This is a genomic window from Nitrosopumilaceae archaeon (assembly GCA_035631875.1).
Taxonomy (GTDB): Archaea; Thermoproteota; Nitrososphaeria; order Nitrososphaerales; family Nitrosopumilaceae; genus TA-20.
In genome coordinates this window covers 19,810-38,067 of sequence record DASQHX010000002.1, presented here as the reverse complement: position 1 = coordinate 38,067, position 18,258 = coordinate 19,810, and the positions used below count along the sequence as shown (strand labels likewise).

Here is an 18,258-nt window from a genome sequence, read left to right as displayed (position 1 = left end):
TAACCAATTTTGTTCTTAAAATTGATGCAAAAAACAGAAATAGTTTTTGAGACGGCATGCTTAGAAATCTCAAAGAATCTTCTTGCAATTCTCCAACCAACAAGTAATGATGTAAAAAGAGAGATCAAAAAAATCTGTATCAAATACTCTTTAGAAAGGATTCCAAGAAACTATGAAATACTTGCAGAAGTAGAAGGGGATGATTTCATAAAACTTCAAAAGGCGTTGATACGAAAACCAGTAAAAACAGCTTCAGGAGTTGCAGTAATTGCACTAATGCCAAAACCATATGCATGTCCACATGGAAGATGCACTTATTGTCCTGGCGGAGTAGAATACAACACACCAAACAGCTACACCGGCAGAGAGCCTTCAACTCAAAATGCAATAGCAAATAATTATGATCCAAAAAAACAGATAATTGACAAGCTTGATCATTTGTTAACTTATGGTCACGATAGCTCAAAACTTGAAATTGTCATAGTGGGCGGAACATTTCTGTTTATGCCAAGAGATTATCAGATTAACTTTATCAAATCATGTTTTGATGCATTAAATGGATTTGATTCACCAAATTTAGAATCTGCCAAGAAAAACAATGAACTGGCAAAAATAAGAAATGTTGGTTTTACAATAGAGACCAAACCAGATTATTGTAAAAAAGAACATGTTGATTGGATGCTTGATTATGGAATAACAAGAATAGAGATAGGAATGCAAAGTCTGCATGAGAATGTTTATAAAATCATAAACAGGGGTCATGACTTAAACGATGTAGTAGAATCATTTCAAATTGCAAAGGATGCAGGATACAAAATTGTATCTCATATGATGCCAGGATTACCTACTATGACTCCACAACAAGACATTGACGATTTCAAAAAGCTATTCGATGACCCTGCCTTCAGACCAGATATGCTAAAAATATACCCAACTCTCGTTTTGGAAAACACCGGTCTTTACAATTCTTACAAAGATGGAACATATGTTCCATATTCAGATCAAGACATGATCAAAGTACTAACGGAAATTAAAAAGATCATACCACGATGGGTTAGAATAATGAGGGTACAAAGAGAAATATCATCAGATCAGATAATTGCAGGACCAAAACTTGGTAACCTACGCCAAATATTACAACAAAATCTCAAAAAACAAAACATATCATGTAAGTGTATAAGATGTAGGGAAGCTGGACTTTCAGAAAATTCCATAGATCTCAACGATATGAAACTAAACAATGAAGAATACGAATCATCTGGAGGTCGTGAAGTATTTTTGTCCTTCGATGATTCTAAAGACAGAATATTTGGATTCTTGAGACTTAGAAAACCAAGTAATAAGGCACACAGACAAGAAGTAACACAAAACACATGCATTGTAAGAGAGATTCATGTTTATGGCAAATCGTTAAAGCTTGGTGAAAGAGACAAGGATAGTGTTCAACATTTAGGATTAGGTAAAAACCTAATGACTGAAGCTGAAAAAATCTCAAAAGAAGAATTTGATGCAAAAAGATTACTCGTGATTAGTGCAGTAGGCACCAGAGAATATTATAGAAAACTAGGATATTCGATTTTAGGCCCTTACATGTCAAAGGAATTGGTATGATGGAAGAACAAAAAATTATCGGTAGAGGAACTTGGATAGACAAGCTTGCAGATGAGCTATTACAAAGAGAGAAAATGCTTGGACGTAGTACTGACTTGATAAATGTTGAGAGTGGACTTGGAGCATCTGGGATTCCTCATATAGGAAGTCTGGGTGACGCAGTACGAGCGTATGGTGTAAAGCTTGCATTAGAAAATTTCGGATACAAGTCAGAGCTTATTGCATATTCAGACGATCTTGACGGATTAAGAAAAATTCCAGAAGGATTTCCGGAATGGTTAAAGGATTATGTTGCAAAGCCAGTCTCTTTTATTCCGGATCCATTCGATTGTCATGACTCTTACGGTGCACATATGAGCAGCCTTTTGCTTGATGGTTTGGATAATCTTGGAATAAAATACAAATTTCAGAGAGGTGTTGACACTTACAAAAATGGTTTACTAAAAGACCAGATTCACACAATATTGGTAAACAGCAAAAAAATTGGAGTAAAAATCGCAGAGCTTGTAGGACAAGAAAAATATCAGGAATCGCTTCCATATTTTCCAATTTGTTCAAACTGTGGACGACTATACACAGCAGTAGCATATGATTATTTGGAAGATGAAAAAAAGATAAAATACAGATGTGGTGACACCACAATAGGCTCTAAAGTTTTAGCAGGTTGCGGTCATGAAGGAGTAGCTGACATTACAAAAGAGTTGGGCAAACTTGCATGGAAAGTTGAGTTTGCTGCAAGATGGCAAGCATTTGATATTAGATTTGAAGCATATGGAAAGGACATCATGGATTCTGTTAAGGTAAATGACTGGGTTTCAGATGAAATACTGCAATTCCCTCATCCTCACCATGTAAAGTATGAAATGTTTTTAGATAAGGGTGGCAAGAAAATTTCCAAATCTCTTGGTAATGTGGTAACATCCCAAACATGGCTAAAATATGGCACACCAAAATCCATTTTGCTTTTATTATACAAGAGAATTACAGGCACTCGCGAAGTAGGATTTGAAGACATTCCATCGCTAATGGATGAATACAATGAACTTGAAAACATTTACTTTGGAAAGATAAAACTAGATAATGAGGCAAAAATGATTAGAGCAAAAGGTCTCTACGAATATGTAAATCTCTTGAACGTTCCAAAAAATCCCACACCTTATGTTAATTATAGATTATTGACCCAACTTTGTAAGATATTTAGAGAAAATAGAAATCAGCTTGTGATTAAAAAATTAATAGAATATGGGACAATTAAAGAATCAAATCCAGAAATTGAAAATCTTATTAATTTAGCTGGAACATATGCTGATGATTTTGATAAACCAACAAAAGTCGAAGTACAAATGGATGAAATCACAAAAAAATCCTTAAAAGAGCTGACAGCAATACTTTCATCTCATATCGAGCCAGAAGATTTACAAAATACTATCTACCAAATTGCCAAAAACAACGGTGTTCAACCAAGGGACTTTTTCAAAACACTTTACCAGATAATCTTGGCATCAGAACGGGGTCCAAAGATAGGACCGCTTATCATGGACATAGGTAGAAAGAAAGTTGCACAGACTCTTTTGGAGTACCTCTAATGGCACACAGTGAACATAACAGACCAAAAAGCGGAGGCATGGCATTAATTGTCGGTGGAATTTTGATCTTTATTTTTGCTCCTTCATATTTTAAACAAAATCTGATCGAAGGTCTAGGGGCAATAATAGCGGGATTTGCCTTGGGAGGGGTTGGTTTTTATCTTACCTTTTTGAAAAAAAAGAAAAAGCCATAAAAATGAAATCAAGTATAAGAGAATTGATATAAGCAGATAAAATCTGGTTAAGGAATAAGTTGAAAATAATGCTCTTCCTAAAAGTAAGGAGTCGATATTAATGGGCCTATTTGGACACTCAAAAAAACACGAAAAGGTAAGATCAGAAGAAGAACAGATTAAAACACCAGAAGAAACACCACCACAAAACGAGATAGAACAAATAAAAAACGAGGTGCGAGATGTCTTGGCTACCATTAGTACTGCAGCTCATCAATTAGAAGAGGTAAAAGTTGAATACGGTTTAGAGCTAAAAAAATTATCAGAATCTAAAAAAGAACTAGAATCAAACAAAATTGAGATTTCGAAATTAAGATCAGAACACCAATCCATATTAAAAGAAATTCAATCAGCCAAATCAGATCTTGCTACAATAAAATCACAATATAATCAAAAAGAAGTAGAATTAATTAAAGAAAAAATTGAATCTACAAATGATGAACTATCTAAAATAAATTCCAAAAAAAATAACTTCGTGTCAGAGTTAGATGAAATACAACATAAAATTGAATCAGCAAAAACAGAATTTAATGAAATAAATACAAAGATTACAAATGGAAAATCTGAGATTAATTCTTTGCAATATCAACAAGAAGTAAAGACAAAGGAAATCACGCATATAAAAAAGGAACTTGAGTTCATAGAAAAAGAATTAGCAAGTGTTGGAAAAGAATTCGAGGGAAAGAAAATAATGGAAGCCGCAGGCACTGTTGTTGCATCAATGAATGCAAGATATGAGACTATGAAAAAAGAACTAGAAATAATAAAAATTGCACATACGAGATTAAAAAATGAATATGAAACTACTAAAAAAGAATTAGAATCTCTTAAAAGTAGCTATAAAAAATTAACCTAAACTTTTTAACATATATCAGTGACAGATATCCATTGAATGAAGCATATGTTTTGTTAAATGTGGATTACAAGCATCAAAAAAATATAATGGAGCAAGCAAAAAAAATACCAACTGTAAAGGCAGTCAAAACTACCTATGGCATTTATGATGTCCTGATAATATTAGAATCAAACAATATGCAAGAAATAAAAAATGCAATAGATGTAGGCTTGCATAATATTGATGGCATAAACAACATTACTTCACTTATAACCGTAAACTAAATTGGTTCAAGAGTATGAGATTATCATAGTTGGAGGTGGACCTGCTGGCTTATCTGCAGGAATATTTATTTCAAGACAGAAAGCGTCATGTCTTCTAATATCAAAAGATCTTGGCGGTCAATTAAATCTAATTCCAAAACTTGAAAATTATCCAGGCACAATTATGTCAAGCGGTCCATTATTAGCAAAGACGTTAGAAAATCAATATCTCACATTTAATGGCGAGATGATTTATGACACAGTTGAAAGAATAGATGAAACCGAATCAGGTTTAAAGGTAAAAACTAATCGTTCTGAATATATTGCAAAGGCAATAGTATTGGCACCGGGAAAAGTTCCAAATAATTTAGGAGTTGAAAACGAGTCTGCTTTTGCAAACAAAGGTGTGCATTATTGTACAAAATGTGATGCGCCGTTTTATCAGAATCGAGTAACAGCAGTTGTTGGAGTTGGAGGATATCTTGTGGAATCTGGCATTTTACTTTCCAGGATGGCCTCAAAAATTTATCTAATTTACAAAGGTGGAGGAATGGGAGGAGATAAAGACATGATTGCTTCTCTTGAAAAGAAAGAAAACGTAGAACTTGTTCCACAGTCCAGCATTAAATCTTTATCTGGAAACAACAATCTTCAATCAATTACGATATTAGATAATTCTGGAAATGAAAAAACAATTAACGTTGATGGTCTATTTATTGAAATGGGATCAAAAATTAATCTTGATTTCGTAAGACATCTAGTCAAAATTAATCCAAAAGGTGAAATTGAGGTTTCTGATGGAGGTAAAACTTCACATCCTGCAATATTTGCTGCTGGAGATGCCACTAGCGTACCATACAAACAAATCATAGCTGCATGCGGTGATGGTGCTGCAGCTGGATTATCCTCTTTTAATTATATAGAAAAATTAAAAGGTAAACCAGGCATTCGTGCGGATTGGAAAAAAACTATCGGAGATGCAGTATTTCATTACTAAATTTTGGCATTATTATCTACTAAATAGCATGAACATGATGTCTTGGAACTGTTTTCCATAAAATCACTGCAAGTATTATTGAGACCACTGAGATTATCGTAGCAGTAAGGAAGATTAGATTATAGGAATCTGCTGATGGAAAACGAGTAGTAAAACCCCTCAACATCACTTGATGCGTTTGCATATACATACCTGCAATAGCAGGCCCTATTGATGCACCAATTATTCTAATCAATGTAGACATTCCAAGTGATACTCCAATAGATTGCTTTGGTGTCGCCAGCATTACAATATTCATAGCTCCTACATTTGTTAAGGAAAGACCTGCTGATAAGATAGCCAAATTTGCAGCAACTAAAGATTCTGTAGAGTGGAACAAAAAAAGAGAAAGAAAACCTGTGGCACCAATAATACTTCCTGCTATGATTGGTTTTATAGAACCTAATTTAGAAATAATAAAACCTGATGTTGGACCAAATATCAATAATACCAATGCAAAAGGCAACTGAACATTCGCAGTAGTTAGTGGATCTTCACCAAACCCCAAGGGCATAGGACTTCGTACCAGTACAGGAATTGTTTGAAAGACCATGAACATCGAAAGTCCTACAATCATCACCATAATATTAGCAGGAAAGATACTTTTGTGTAACAAAACTTTGAAATCTACTAGTGGAGATCTTGCTTTTCTTTCTATCATTACAAATAGGATCAAAGAAATAATTGCAATTCCAAGGAGACCTGTTATAAAATATGAACTAGAAGTACCATTTTCTACAAATGTAAGTGTGAGTAAAAATGATGTAATAGAAATGGCAAGTGTGATTGCTCCTGGAATGTCAATCTTGTTTCTGAATTTTTCATTTGTCTTTCTTTCCGAAGTAATATTAGGGTTTTGAGATTCATCCACATGAATAAACTTCTTAATTATTACTAAAAGTGCCAACACTATAGGAATAATTGAGAAAAAGGTAGACTGCCATCCGTAATTTTGTATAAGGTGCCCACCTGCAACAAGTCCAATTACAGCACCTGCAGCAAACATTGAGGTGATAATTCCTTGACCTATGGCAATCTTGCTTCTTGGGAATTGCTCTCTTATTATTCCAAATGCTATTGGAAACATTGACATTCCAATTCCTTGAACAAGTCTAACTAGTAGCATGGAATAGATGTTAGTTGTAAATCCGCCAGCAGAAACGCCTGCGGTATAAATTATCATAATTATTAACAAGATCTTTTTTTTTCCATAAATGTCTGAAAGTTTCCCTGAGATAGGAGTCATTATAGCACCTGCAATAAGATATGTAGTAAGAATCCATGATGATGTGCTATACGAAATTGAAAAATCCTTGATGAGATCAGGAATTGCTGGAACAAGCATTGTTTCAGCATACATTGCCATTGTTGCAATCAAACTAAGTATTGCAAGTGTTTTCCAAGCAGATCGTGGAATTTTATCTGAGGGGGATTGTATGTCATTTGTATCTTTTGGTGTTACCATATTTTACACCGCTTCAAACCTTGATTTTCTTTGAGAAAGTAACTAAATTAGAATCAGTACTATCAAAATAAATTGTTAGATTTTTTGAAATTTTTCTTAAAACATCTAGTGTTGTTTTAATCTGTTCTTCTGAAATTTCTTTTGTAGAAAGTTTTCTTATTCTTAAAGCACATTCGATCATAGAGTTCCAGAGATCATCGGCCTTGGTTGTCAGGTAAACTCTGTTAATTCTCCTATCTTCATTATCTAATTTTCTTTTTACAAATCCATCTTTTTCCATTTTATCAATTATTGGTACAAGTGTAGAACCTTCTATCCCAACTTTATCAGCAATCTCTTTTTGTGTAATACCTGGTTGCCTTGTAAGTGTACTAATTACACGCCACTGACTAATAGTAACACCTACATTTTTTCGAAGTTCATCATCTAATGCCTTCTGGAATGCTTTGGCAGTATTATTTACGATAAATCCAACGCTTGATTCAAAGTCATATTTTATCATATTAATTAGTCTACTAATCATTAGTATACTAATGAATTAAATATAAAGATTAAGATTAATTTATGATAAAAAATTCTCGGTCATCTATTTCTAAAGTCAATTATAAAACATTAGTGATTTTTATAATTATCATAACCAATGATTGCGTCGCTAATTGCTTTTCCAATTAAGAAGGATTGATTTGAATCAACCCAGGCAGATATCGGAATTCACATTATGCAATAATTCCAAATAATTTTCCTAGCGGCGATCTCTTTATATTCCGATTAGTAATTTGTTTGCCTATCTAAAGGAAAAATTCACATGGCAAAAAATAATCCAGATGTAATTGGCATCAAAGTGCTTGAACAAAATGGAGCTGATGTCAAGGAAATAATAAAACAACTAGTCTACAATGCATCAGTTGAATTTACCGCGTACTATTATTTTACAAATCTGAGAATGCACTGTACTGGCATGGAAGGAGAGGGAATCAAAGGAGTAATTGAAGATGCCAGACTAGAGGATCTGTCCCATTTTGAATCAAGTTTATCAAGAATTTACGAGTTAGGGGGTAGTTTGCCAAATGATGCACAGGCATTTATCAAAATGTCGGGTTGTGAATTTTTACAGTTACCTCCAAACAAAACAGACATTAAATCAATTTTAGAAAAATGCCTAAAAGCAGAGCAGGGCGCCATAGTTAATTGGAACAAGATGTGTAAAATGACATTTAACAAAGATTTTGCTACCTATGATGTAGCAAAGGATATACTAAGAGAAGAGATGGAACATGAAGCTTGGTTCTTGGAACTGCTTTATGGAAGACCTTCTGGTCACATGAGAAGAAAATTCCCTGGAGAAAGACCCCATACCCAAAAACACTCAAGATCTCTTGGATAAACAAACCATTTTGATAATCATCCGTAACATGGTTTTACATCAATACCAAGTCATAATTTGAAGTATTATTAGAATAATGATTTGTTAACAAATTATTTATAAGATATTAAGTATCGTATGTGAATGAATGTAGATAGTGATCATGCAAGAAAGGCTCTTGTTGCATTTGTTATTGAAAGGGCACTACTAAAAATTGGCAAAAGTGCACTAGATCAAGTTTCCAATATCTTGCATGAAGAACACCGTTGCTATTTAGGAGATTGTTATGAACATCCAGAATACCTATCTAAAGTGCTCAGAGATTTGTTTGGCATGTCACATACTGTTATTGTTGAATCGATCAAAAAAGAACTTACCGAATTTACAGAACATAAACCGATCGAGAGATTTCTTAAAGTTATTTCAGAATAAGCAAAAAATAATTATAATTTTTTGATTGACTTAAGTAGCGATCATTTTTATGTCATTTCCAACTTTGGAAGGACAGTTTTTATATGAAAATATTTCGGTTAAACATGAGAGAAAGTTGGGTGGGTTAGAAGAGAGTATTGGAATGCTAGCAGCATTGTCAGATATGGTAAATGATGCCAAGATTTCCTCAGAATCTACTATTAACGAAGTTTTGAAAAAAGAAAATCATGAAAGATTCCCTTTAATGTATAATCTTTGCGTAATCAAGATAGGTTTAGAAATATTAAGATTAAAATTAAACGAAATTGATAATATAACAAGTGAGCAATTTTTTAAAATAGATACAGCTATATCAGAAATGAGTGATGAAATTCTTGAATTAAGAGAACGCCAAGAATTATTGGTAAACTAAATTGTTTGATAAATTTTCTCCAAAATCAAAAAAACGTGACTTGGTATTGTCTACAACATACTATAAACGACCACTCGGTGTTACTCTGAGAGGTTTATTTTATATCATAGAAGGAGTTATAGCAATTTTCTGTGGATTGTTACTTTCAACTACAACTCAGTACATAGAGATATACTTGAACAGATTACCTCAAAGTTATGAGATCTACACGTTGCTTCAAATTTTGAATGGTGGTCTTAGTTATAGTTTTATTATTTGGCTCATAGTAGCTGGTAGTGCTGGAATAATAATTGGCATTGGAGTCCTTAAAGGAAAAAGATGGGCTTGGAAAATTACAATAATTCAAACTTTTCTAAGTATTGCTACAGGATTGATTTACTTTTCACATACAAATACTGATCCAACTAGTAAATTAATCGGAACTTCATTTCAATTAATTATGGGTATTGTAATAATTTGTTATTTTTTCCAGCCACATATACGAGCCTATTTTAACAGAGTATCAACACCATAAAGAAAATTTTCTTGATGATTTTTGCTTATTGAATATATTGCTTTAGATTGTTAAATTCCGTTTTTGTTATTTCTCCTTTGGCCAGTCTTTTTTTGAGTATTTCTATCGGAGTGTCGTTGGTTTTAAATTTTGTAGCGTTCTTTGCTAATCCACCATATGTTACAAGTCCTACTCCAACAAATCCCATAGCTATAGAGCTCATCTGAGCATATTGTTCCAAAGATGTTAACTGCGAACGCATCTGATCAAGTCCTGAATTCATCTCTGCTGAAGCCGTAGCAAGGGATGAACCTGTCTGAATATTTTCAGGCAATCCAGACACTACCTTTCCCTGAATAGACTCTGGAAGATTACTTACAGATGACACCAAGTTTGGCATAATACCTTGATCTACTATAGCTCCCACAATTAAAAACGCCCCCCAAATCATTATGCCTATTTTCAATTTTTTGTAACTCCAATACTAATAAAAAACAATTAAAATAAAAAACCAGTCTGCCAAAAATGGAAACAATATTTGTACATCAGCAAAAAGAAGGGAAAACAGGTGTAAAAAGAGAAAATAGTGCAAATACTCTAGTTCTTATAAGCAATCAAATCAATACATGTTAGAATTCTATGGTTTTACAGACTCTAAACGTTGGTAGTAAATGCGCACGTTGTGGAAAGAAATCTTTGGTAACTGATAACGTTACAGGCGAAAGGTTTTGCGGAGGTTGCGGTTTTGTTATTTCTGAACGCGTTGATGAAACAGGTCCTGAATGGCGTTCATTTTCAAAAGATGAGTCAGATGACAGAAGTAGAACAGGCTCACCTACCTCACTTGCAATGCATGACATGGGACTTGCAACAATAATCGGTCATGCAAACAAGGATGTAACTGGAAAACCGTTGTCTGCATCAATGAAAAGTACAATAGAGAGACTTAGAACTTGGGACAGCAGAAGCCAAGTACATGAACCTGCAGACAGAAACTTTAGACAGGCATTTAGTGAGCTTGATAGACTAAAAGATAAACTTGCACTTTCTAATGCGGTAATAGAAAAGACAGCATACATCTATAGAAAGGCACTTGACAAAGGTCTTGTCAGGGGAAGATCTATTCCAGGTGTTCTTGCAGCAGCACTATACGTAGCATGCAGGGAAAGCGGAACACCAAGAACATTAAACGACATGTCACATCAAATCAATGTAAAAAGAAAGGACATATCACGATGTTACAGACTCCTTTTGCGTGAACTTGATCTAAATATGCCAGTAGTAAATCCAATAATATGCACCTCCAGAATAGCAAGTGAAGCTGGTCTAAGTGAAAAAGTAAAGCGACGAGCTCTTACAATTTTAAAAGATGCACATGAGATGGAGATCACAGCTGGAAAAGATCCTATGGGACTAGCAGCGGCGGCATTATATCTTTCATGTGTTCTCAACGGAGAAAACACTACACAGAAAGTTATAGCAATGGCAGCTGGAGTGACAGAAGTTACAATACGAAATAGATACAAAGGACTAAGAGAATCATTAAAAATCTAGATTCTTCCAATGTTTTTACCAAACTTTTAGAATAACTTGATTAAATTTATTCTTACTAAATTTTACATTGTTTCTTCTGTAGTAATAGTTGGCGGGACATTTGCTAACACGATAGTTGACCATCTTTTTTGTCCCGATGCATGTTTATTGTCTTCACAACTAGCACAAACTTGAGACTCGTTATATGTATATGTACCACACTTACAAGAAGGACATTTACATTCTACTGGAGATTTTGACATACTCTATTTTGTTTTGTTGTTATAATAAGCCTCTTATTGGAATGACAAAAAACTTTTATGAAAAAATTCCAATAAAACAATCACCTAATATGCAATAATATTTGAAACATACGTAGATACGTGAGTAGTTTTGAAAAATTATCATGGCGACATTCAAGATTGGTGAAAATGTACGTATAATTAATTCATACAAAAAATCTTTTCTTACATATACTGTAAAAGAAATTAAAAAAAGTACTGATGGAAGAGTTTTGTATCTTTTGAGATCAGAAACTGAATCTGTTGTGCGCATCTATTACGAAAGTAAAGAAACTCTTCTTGAAAGAGTGGTATGAAAGGAGATTTGTATAAAAAGAATGAATAAATTTTTAATCCTCAAAGAACTCATAAAGATCGTCAGACTCTTCAAATTCAAATTTATCAAGATCATTGAATCCAAATGTCATACTAGGTTTCTTCACGCATGTTATCTGATTGGATAGTTATCAAAATTTGCATGGAACTGATTATAACATACTAGTTTGCACAAATCTAAATCACAGAATTTCTTAATGAAAACATTATTGTCATAAACTCTTTGCTTTCTCGTAGCATTTTTCTGCTTCTTTCTTTTTACCCATTATCAACAAGACTCCACTCTTGTTATACCAAGCAACTGCAAAATCTGGCTTGATCTTTATTGCTTTGTCAAAACATTCCAAAGCTTTCTCTAGTTTCTTCAAATTGAAAAAACAAACGCCCATAAAGTTCCATGCCGCATAATGCATTGGGTTTAACAAAGTTGCCTCATCAAAACATTCTAGAGATTTATCATACTTTTTCAAATCAGAAAGACATATTCCTTTTAGGTTCAAGGCATCTGTTGATTCTGGATTTATTTGTAGAACCTTGTCATAACAATCAAGTGCCTCTCCATGTCTTTTCAGGCGAGATAATGTATCACCTTTTTTGAGCCAGGCATTTTCATATAGTGGTAACCGTTCTAATGCTTTATCATAAAATACAATTGCTTCCTCATAGTTTTGTTTTGCAATAGATGCTTCAGCTTGTTCATATGAAGCCACAGCGTCTTCAGGATATAGATCTGTAAACTTTGTGATTTTTAATTCTGTTTTGTGATGTAGCCTCAAAGTTTGATAAGCATCTGAAATTTGCTTAAACCTTATTTCGTTACCATCTGAGGAGTCCTTATCAGGATGGTATAGAAGAGCAAGTTTTCTGTATGCTTGCTTGATTTCTTTCATTGAAGATCCCGCTTTTAGCCCGAGGGTTTCATAGCACTGGTAAATATTCAATATAGTTTACAATCAAATATTGAATCAAGTAAATCTTTCTTGTCCGAATTAATAAAAAAGGTGGGTTGGAGCTACTGATCTCCAATCAAAAATATCACATCTGCAGTAGTAGTGACATCCTGGTTTGATGAGAAAATTTGTGTATCTTTTGCAACAGATGGTGCAGCCATAGCTCCAGCGTAGTAAATTGGTCGTGGCGGTGGGTTGTTAAAGTCTGAAAGGCTTATTGATTTTACTCCGGTTATTTTCTCACCTAATGGTGCAAGTGCTTTTTCTGCCTTTGATTTGGCATCTACAACTGCATTACTTAACAGATCATTTTGTGTACTTTGTTGTTTTGCTGGCGATAAGGAAAACGATACATCGTCCACTCTATTTGCACCTGCTCCAACTGCTGAATCTATAATTTTTCCAGTCAAAGATAGCTTGGTTGTTTTGACAAACAAAGTGTTTGAGGCTTTGTATCCAGTAAGTATTGTTTTCTGAACTCCAGTCATTGGGTCTGGTACAGAATAGTTGTACACGGGGTAGATGCTAAAACTTGCAGTACTCATCTCATCTTTTGTTATTCCAAGGCTTGTAACTGCAGTAACCACCGAGTCCATTGCTTGAGAATTTGCAGATATTGCATCTTGTGCAGTCTTTGCTTCAGTATCAACACCAAACTGTAATGTTACAATGTCTGGAGATATTGAAGTTGTTGCAGTTCCAGTGACAGAGATTGTCCTTTCATTTGTGGGAGTAATTGGTACCTGTTGTGCATATACTTGATTTTGTGATGTCTGCATACTAGCAACAATTATTGTTGAAACAATTGCAATAACAGCGAGTGTTGCAAGCATGATTTTTGTTCTGTTTGTTGTCATTACATCATAATAGAATGCAGTGCATATAGGCTTTGATTAAATTTGAATTTAATCTAATTTTTTACTGAAAAATTGTAAAATAATCTCAAATAATGTGTATTTTTTATTTTTACATAGAATCATTGAAATTTATAATTTAAAATTAATTTAATTTTTTGATTTTCCTTTTTTTATTGTATAATCTAATTCCAAAAAACATTGCACAAAATATAGCAGCGCCTCCAAGTACTGCAATTAAAATAATCATCAGCTCACCAGACAGAACAGATGGTTCGGGGGTAGGAGCTGCTGCAACAGATGGAGCCATAGGTGCAGATGTATGTAATGATCCTTCACTTGGAGCTATTTCTTTTGTGGTCATCTGAGGAGTAGATTGTATCATTTCTGGAGATTGACTTTTTTCTGCAAAATAAATTCCTGATGCGCCAGCAACAAAAGCTGCAAAGCTTGCAAGATACTGCCTAAGCTTTAACAGTACAGTTTCTTTTTTTGGTTGCGACATACTATTACCTGATGAATTTTCTGGAGGAATTATTACAAGGGCAGTCTTTACTGGGCCATAGTATTTCATTTGTTTATTTTTTGAGCTTAATTCTATTTTTTCTACCCTTACCAATCCAACGCTTAACAGTCTGTTTATGTGCCAATTAATTAATGGGAGTGAGATGTTCAACGCCTTTGCCAAATCATTTGGACTCACAATTCCTTGTGAAATCTTTCCAAATATAGCTCTGCCCGTATCATTTGCCAGTTCTTCGCCAATGATTTTAATTCGTTCATCTTCAGTACTAATGATTTCAAGATATTCTTCGGCTTTGATTGCAAGATCGTCTATTTTTTGACCTTCCTTGGAATTATTATCAACAATATCATTCATAATTTAGATCACATATTTCCATTTAAAAGGGCTTTTCATGAATTGTTCAGTAGAAAGTTCTAAAGGTAAAGGCATCGCGATTTTTATAAATTTAATAATTGAGACAACAAAATAATGTTTTTAAGCGTTTGGCAGTATTTATACGACTTTCTTATTTATCATGTGACTATGTGGTTTAATGAGCTCAAAACCAAAGTAATGGAGAGCCACAAGCATACCAAATACCCACAACAGGGGCGGTAAAGTCATCACCCCTGTTGATTAATTTTCTAATTATACTCTACCATTTATTGTAAAAATCTTGGAATCTTTTTTACAATGTGAGAAATTGAAACTCTACCAGGTCCTAAGACTATTATTGTTAATAAAATTATAAATGACAATAATTCAAGCTCCACTCCACCCATACCGGAAAACGCTCGCACTTTTTTTACGTAAACGATTGCTCCAAGCATATCAATTGCAATAAGACTGCTGGATATTCTTGTTAGCACTCCTACAACAAGAGAACCTCCTATCAATTCCAACAATCCTACAAGTATGCCCATTTCGGCAGGAAGACCTATACTTGCAAGAAATCCTCCAAATCCGCTACCAAATTTCATTTGGCTGTGAACAATGAAAAAAACGCTACAACAATTCTTAATCCAAAATGACTAAGATCGTGTAACCTATGTGTTCTAAGATTGGCTTCAACCATTAATTATCTACTTTAGCTCTCAATAACAAATGAACGTTTTCATATACTATTTTGCCAGTTCTTTTCAGATGATCTATAAAGTGACTAATCATCATAAAACTTGGTCACATGAAATTTTATCAATAATCTTACCATTAGTTAAGGTAAATCAATACACATACTTGTTAAGATGTACATTGTATAGCAAGTATGATAAGTGGAATCGTACAAATGTATTTACGAGTGAAAATACAAGTGATAATCAATGGATGACATTATAATTAATTCGTCACAGGAAGAACATGGACATATAGATGAGTTAGATGTCAGACCAAATGATTCCAAAGTTCTCGATGTGCTAAGTGAGAACAACTCAAACTATACCTTTAGAGGAATGATGAGAAAATTAGGCATGCACCAAGAGAGTTTATCACGTTCATTACAACGATTACATGAGTTAGATCTCATAGAAAAATCTCATTTAGGATACAAGCTAAGTGAAAAAGGAGCATTTCTTGCAAAAGAAGATCCAAAATTAAAAATTTCATACACACCACTTCTTCAAACATATGTTCCATCAAATGTTCATCCAAGTGACATAATCAGCAACATGGCAGGGCGATGGTTCAAAAATCTACGGTGGATTGGAATGGTAGAAAGTCAGACTGATCATGTATTGCAATGGTTAAGTGAGTTTGGCTCATTTGATCTAAATCTTCGAATTGCATCAAATTACATAACAATAGAATCAAGTGCAACAAATGAGAAAGACAAGGCAGATGCAATGATTAGTGCATACAGAATCATTCAAGAAGTATCCAAACTATACGGCAGTCAGTACGGTAGTTTTTCAACAAATCTAGATAACAAATTAAACTAAACTGTGACTGGATTTTTTGATGCGTGGTCAACTAATAGGTAGCATACCATCATATCATTAATGACAACAATAGTTGGAATAAAAACAAAAGAAGGTGTTGTTCTTGGTTCTGATAAAAGAGCAAGTAAGGGCTTTTTCATTGGATCAAAGATAACACAAAAAATTGCAAAAATTGATGACACCTTGGCAATAGCGATAGCAGGACAGCTATCAGATGCAGAATATCTGATCAAGGTTGCAAAAGCAGAAAGAAATCTAATGGAATTACGAAGAGGATTTCCATTGGATGTGAAAGAATCAACTAGATTGATTGCAAATCTGGCATATTCAGGGCTCAGAAACTACCAACCATATTATGTAGAGCTGTTGGTTGCAGGAGTTGATCAAGATGGCGGACATGTCTTTGTCGCTGACATGAGCGGTGCAATAACTAACGAGGATTTTGCAGCATCAGGTTCTGGTTCACCAATAGCATACGGGGTTCTTGAAAGCGTATACAACAAGGACATTACTAATGAAAAAGCAAAAGAAATAGTAAGTAAGGCTGTGGCCGCTGCAATGGAACGTGATCCTGGCTCTGGTAATGGAATTGATGTATTAGCAATTCCAAACTTGTTAGTAAAGGAGGTAACTAGCTAAATGTCAGAAGATTCATCTGCTGGATTTGGCAGGTATACAAACTTTTATGGTCCACAAGGAAGACTAGTTCTAGTTGACAGCGCATTAGAGGCAGTAAACAGAGGTTCAACTACAATTGGAATCAAAACACAAGAATTTGCATTGATATCAAGTCATATCAAACCAACCCGTACATTGATAGATCCATCAGAAAAAATATTTGTTATTGACTCACATGTTGGTGCTACAGGCTCTGGATATATTGGCGATATCTTGCAATTAATTGATGAGTTACGAGTTGAGGCACAAAGACACAGGTTAACCTTTGAAAACTCGATTGATGTAAACTCTTTAGCAAAACACCTTGGAACGTTCCTACATAGATATACAATCTATGCAGTAAGACCACAAGCAGCTTCAGTAATAATAGCTGGCGTTGATCAAAAAGGAATTCAGTTGTATCAAGTAGATCCTAGCGGAACATTCTTTGGAGGTTCAGGATTTGCGATAGGTCAATCCTCAGATTTGGCACTAACTGAGATTCAAAGAGAATACAGTGCAGACATGAATATGGAGCAAGCACTCAAACTAAGCAACAAGGCAATAGAAAAGGCACTTGGTGAGAGACCAGTTGTGGAAACTGGAATCATCACCGTAAAAGAAAAGGAATTCAAAAAAATTCCACAATAATCTTCTATTTTTTACTGTTAAGGTTTTCTTTTGTTTCTTTGAAAATTCTTATTGCTTCAAGATGAGAGCAATTTGCCTTTATGCCCTTTCCATGATGAAATTTGTAGAAGTTTTTGAATCCCTGACAGTCACATGAATCTGATGTTACAAAATATGATTTTGATGGATCACTTGATGATCTTACCTGATATAGGTTATCTTCTATTTTCATTACGCCGTTTTTAGCAAGCTCTTTTGCTTTGCGAATAGTACTAGCACTCATGTATTTGTTAATGCGTTTGTTCTTTTTAAAACCTATTCTTTGGTTATAGTATTCTTTATTTTAGCGATTGTGTTATACCTTCATTTTTAGTAATATAAGAATCAGCATTTATAGTTATTTTCTTTAGTATATTTCTAGTAAATTCTAAATCATTTTCTGAAATATTTTTAAAAAAAATCTTTCGCATGTGAAGAATGATTTCTATTATAGGATCAACAAGTGATTCAGATTTTGTTGTTAGAAAGATATTGTTATTTCTTCTATCTTTTGGATCAGTTCTACGTTCAACTAATCCCTTTTTTTCCATCCCATCAATTATTGGAACAAGTGTAGTACTATCAACAAAAATTCTTTCTGCAAGATCTTTTTGTGAAATTCCATTTTGAATAGATAGTACTAGTATGACCTTCCATTGACCACCAGAAAGTCCATATTGTCCACGTAATTCAACATCTAATGTCCTCTCAAGAGATTTTGAGGCATTTTTTATGGCCAGACCTAAGCTGTTTTCAAAGTCTATCTTTTTCATAATTGGTATACCATCTAACCTGATACAAATGATTGGT

General features: G+C 34.0%; 25 protein-coding genes. 15 read left to right on the top strand and 10 right to left on the bottom strand.

Annotated features, from left to right (window positions below; translation table 11 throughout):
• Positions 1-24 precede the first annotated feature (24 nt).
• The 6 genes from VEU72_00485 (at position 25) to VEU72_00460 (ending at position 5,525) form a co-directional block, all read left to right on the top strand.
• Positions 25-1,611, top strand: a complete 1,587-nt coding sequence (locus tag VEU72_00485; protein HYL65610.1) for a tRNA uridine(34) 5-carboxymethylaminomethyl modification radical SAM/GNAT enzyme Elp3 — start codon at positions 25-27, stop codon at positions 1,609-1,611.
• Positions 1,611-3,197 (top strand): lysine--tRNA ligase, encoded by a 1,587-nt coding sequence (lysS, locus tag VEU72_00480; protein HYL65609.1) that lies wholly within the window; start codon positions 1,611-1,613, stop codon positions 3,195-3,197. The genes VEU72_00485 and lysS overlap by 1 nt, the downstream gene beginning before the upstream one ends.
• Positions 3,197-3,391: a hypothetical protein gene (locus tag VEU72_00475; protein ID HYL65608.1), complete on the top strand. Its 195-nt coding sequence runs from the start codon at positions 3,197-3,199 to the stop codon at positions 3,389-3,391. Before lysS ends, VEU72_00475 begins: the two co-directional genes overlap by 1 nt.
• Before the next feature lie 100 nt (positions 3,392-3,491).
• Positions 3,492-4,286 (top strand): hypothetical protein, encoded by a 795-nt coding sequence (locus VEU72_00470; GenBank protein HYL65607.1) that lies wholly within the window; start codon positions 3,492-3,494, stop codon positions 4,284-4,286.
• A 32-nt stretch (positions 4,287-4,318) separates the two neighbouring features.
• Positions 4,319-4,549, top strand: a complete 231-nt coding sequence (locus VEU72_00465) for an Lrp/AsnC ligand binding domain-containing protein (GenBank protein ID HYL65606.1) — start codon at positions 4,319-4,321, stop codon at positions 4,547-4,549.
• 1 nt (position 4,550) lies between these two features.
• The gene (locus tag VEU72_00460) at positions 4,551-5,525 is read left to right on the top strand and encodes an NAD(P)/FAD-dependent oxidoreductase (GenBank protein ID HYL65605.1); all 975 of its coding nucleotides are present in this window, start codon (positions 4,551-4,553) and stop codon (positions 5,523-5,525) included.
• Between the two features lie 19 nt (positions 5,526-5,544).
• Here the strand turns inward: VEU72_00460 and VEU72_00455 are convergent, their stop codons facing one another.
• Positions 5,545-7,029 carry an MFS transporter gene (locus tag VEU72_00455; GenBank protein ID HYL65604.1) on the bottom strand — a complete coding sequence of 495 codons (1,485 nt, stop codon included), beginning with the start codon at positions 7,027-7,029 and terminating at the stop codon, positions 5,545-5,547.
• A 13-nt stretch (positions 7,030-7,042) separates the two neighbouring features.
• On the bottom strand, positions 7,043-7,552 hold the full coding sequence (locus tag VEU72_00450) for a MarR family transcriptional regulator (GenBank protein ID HYL65603.1): 510 nt from the start codon (positions 7,550-7,552) through the stop codon (positions 7,043-7,045).
• 282 nt (positions 7,553-7,834) lie between these two features.
• Here VEU72_00450 and dps point away from each other — a divergent pair, with 282 nt between their 5' ends.
• The 4 genes from dps (at position 7,835) to VEU72_00430 (ending at position 9,750) form a co-directional block, all read left to right on the top strand.
• Positions 7,835-8,413 (top strand): DNA protection during starvation protein, encoded by a 579-nt coding sequence (gene dps, locus VEU72_00445; protein HYL65602.1) that lies wholly within the window; start codon positions 7,835-7,837, stop codon positions 8,411-8,413.
• A 123-nt stretch (positions 8,414-8,536) separates the two neighbouring features.
• On the top strand, positions 8,537-8,824 hold the full coding sequence (locus VEU72_00440; GenBank protein ID HYL65601.1) for a hypothetical protein: 288 nt from the start codon (positions 8,537-8,539) through the stop codon (positions 8,822-8,824).
• A 49-nt stretch (positions 8,825-8,873) separates the two neighbouring features.
• Positions 8,874-9,236 (top strand): hypothetical protein, encoded by a 363-nt coding sequence (locus tag VEU72_00435; protein HYL65600.1) that lies wholly within the window; start codon positions 8,874-8,876, stop codon positions 9,234-9,236.
• A 1-nt stretch (position 9,237) separates the two neighbouring features.
• Positions 9,238-9,750, top strand: a complete 513-nt coding sequence (locus tag VEU72_00430) for a hypothetical protein (protein HYL65599.1) — start codon at positions 9,238-9,240, stop codon at positions 9,748-9,750.
• Between the two features lie 25 nt (positions 9,751-9,775).
• Here the strand turns inward: VEU72_00430 and VEU72_00425 are convergent, their stop codons facing one another.
• Positions 9,776-10,195: an SHOCT domain-containing protein gene (locus VEU72_00425; GenBank protein ID HYL65598.1), complete on the bottom strand. Its 420-nt coding sequence runs from the start codon at positions 10,193-10,195 to the stop codon at positions 9,776-9,778.
• Between the two features lie 173 nt (positions 10,196-10,368).
• On the opposite strand from VEU72_00425, the gene VEU72_00420 reads away from it, so the two are divergent.
• Positions 10,369-11,283: a TFIIB-type zinc ribbon-containing protein gene (locus tag VEU72_00420; GenBank protein ID HYL65597.1), complete on the top strand. Its 915-nt coding sequence runs from the start codon at positions 10,369-10,371 to the stop codon at positions 11,281-11,283.
• A gap of 62 nt (positions 11,284-11,345) precedes the next feature.
• Here the strand turns inward: VEU72_00420 and VEU72_00415 are convergent, their stop codons facing one another.
• Positions 11,346-11,525 (bottom strand): hypothetical protein, encoded by a 180-nt coding sequence (locus tag VEU72_00415; protein HYL65596.1) that lies wholly within the window; start codon positions 11,523-11,525, stop codon positions 11,346-11,348.
• Positions 11,526-11,668: 143 nt separating this feature from the next.
• Here VEU72_00415 and VEU72_00410 point away from each other — a divergent pair, with 143 nt between their 5' ends.
• Positions 11,669-11,860 carry a hypothetical protein gene (locus VEU72_00410; GenBank protein HYL65595.1) on the top strand — a complete coding sequence of 64 codons (192 nt, stop codon included), beginning with the start codon at positions 11,669-11,671 and terminating at the stop codon, positions 11,858-11,860.
• A gap of 231 nt (positions 11,861-12,091) precedes the next feature.
• Here VEU72_00410 and VEU72_00405 read toward each other — a convergent pair whose 3' ends face one another.
• From VEU72_00405 to VEU72_00390, 4 genes are all read right to left on the bottom strand, one after another.
• Positions 12,092-12,820: a tetratricopeptide repeat protein gene (locus VEU72_00405; protein ID HYL65594.1), complete on the bottom strand. Its 729-nt coding sequence runs from the start codon at positions 12,818-12,820 to the stop codon at positions 12,092-12,094.
• A gap of 71 nt (positions 12,821-12,891) precedes the next feature.
• Positions 12,892-13,686: an SIMPL domain-containing protein gene (locus VEU72_00400; GenBank protein ID HYL65593.1), complete on the bottom strand. Its 795-nt coding sequence runs from the start codon at positions 13,684-13,686 to the stop codon at positions 12,892-12,894.
• Between the two features lie 142 nt (positions 13,687-13,828).
• Positions 13,829-14,563, bottom strand: a complete 735-nt coding sequence (locus VEU72_00395) for a winged helix-turn-helix domain-containing protein (protein HYL65592.1) — start codon at positions 14,561-14,563, stop codon at positions 13,829-13,831.
• A gap of 287 nt (positions 14,564-14,850) precedes the next feature.
• Entirely contained in the window at positions 14,851-15,168 is a 318-nt protein-coding gene (locus tag VEU72_00390; GenBank protein HYL65591.1) for a DoxX family protein, read from the bottom strand.
• Between the two features lie 339 nt (positions 15,169-15,507).
• Here VEU72_00390 and VEU72_00385 point away from each other — a divergent pair, with 339 nt between their 5' ends.
• From VEU72_00385 to VEU72_00375, 3 genes are read left to right on the top strand one after another with little or no spacing between them, the layout of a single operon-like run.
• The gene (locus VEU72_00385) at positions 15,508-16,122 is read left to right on the top strand and encodes a hypothetical protein (protein ID HYL65590.1); all 615 of its coding nucleotides are present in this window, start codon (positions 15,508-15,510) and stop codon (positions 16,120-16,122) included.
• Between the two features lie 60 nt (positions 16,123-16,182).
• On the top strand, positions 16,183-16,761 hold the full coding sequence (locus VEU72_00380; GenBank protein HYL65589.1) for a proteasome subunit beta: 579 nt from the start codon (positions 16,183-16,185) through the stop codon (positions 16,759-16,761).
• Positions 16,762-17,430 carry a hypothetical protein gene (locus VEU72_00375; GenBank protein ID HYL65588.1) on the top strand — a complete coding sequence of 223 codons (669 nt, stop codon included), beginning with the start codon at positions 16,762-16,764 and terminating at the stop codon, positions 17,428-17,430.
• Positions 17,431-17,434: 4 nt separating this feature from the next.
• On the opposite strand, the gene VEU72_00370 is transcribed toward VEU72_00375, so the two are convergent.
• The gene (locus tag VEU72_00370; GenBank protein ID HYL65587.1) at positions 17,435-17,692 is read right to left on the bottom strand and encodes a hypothetical protein; all 258 of its coding nucleotides are present in this window, start codon (positions 17,690-17,692) and stop codon (positions 17,435-17,437) included.
• Between the two features lie 55 nt (positions 17,693-17,747).
• Positions 17,748-18,221 (bottom strand): MarR family transcriptional regulator, encoded by a 474-nt coding sequence (locus tag VEU72_00365; GenBank protein HYL65586.1) that lies wholly within the window; start codon positions 18,219-18,221, stop codon positions 17,748-17,750.
• Between the last annotated feature and the right edge of the window lie 37 nt (positions 18,222-18,258).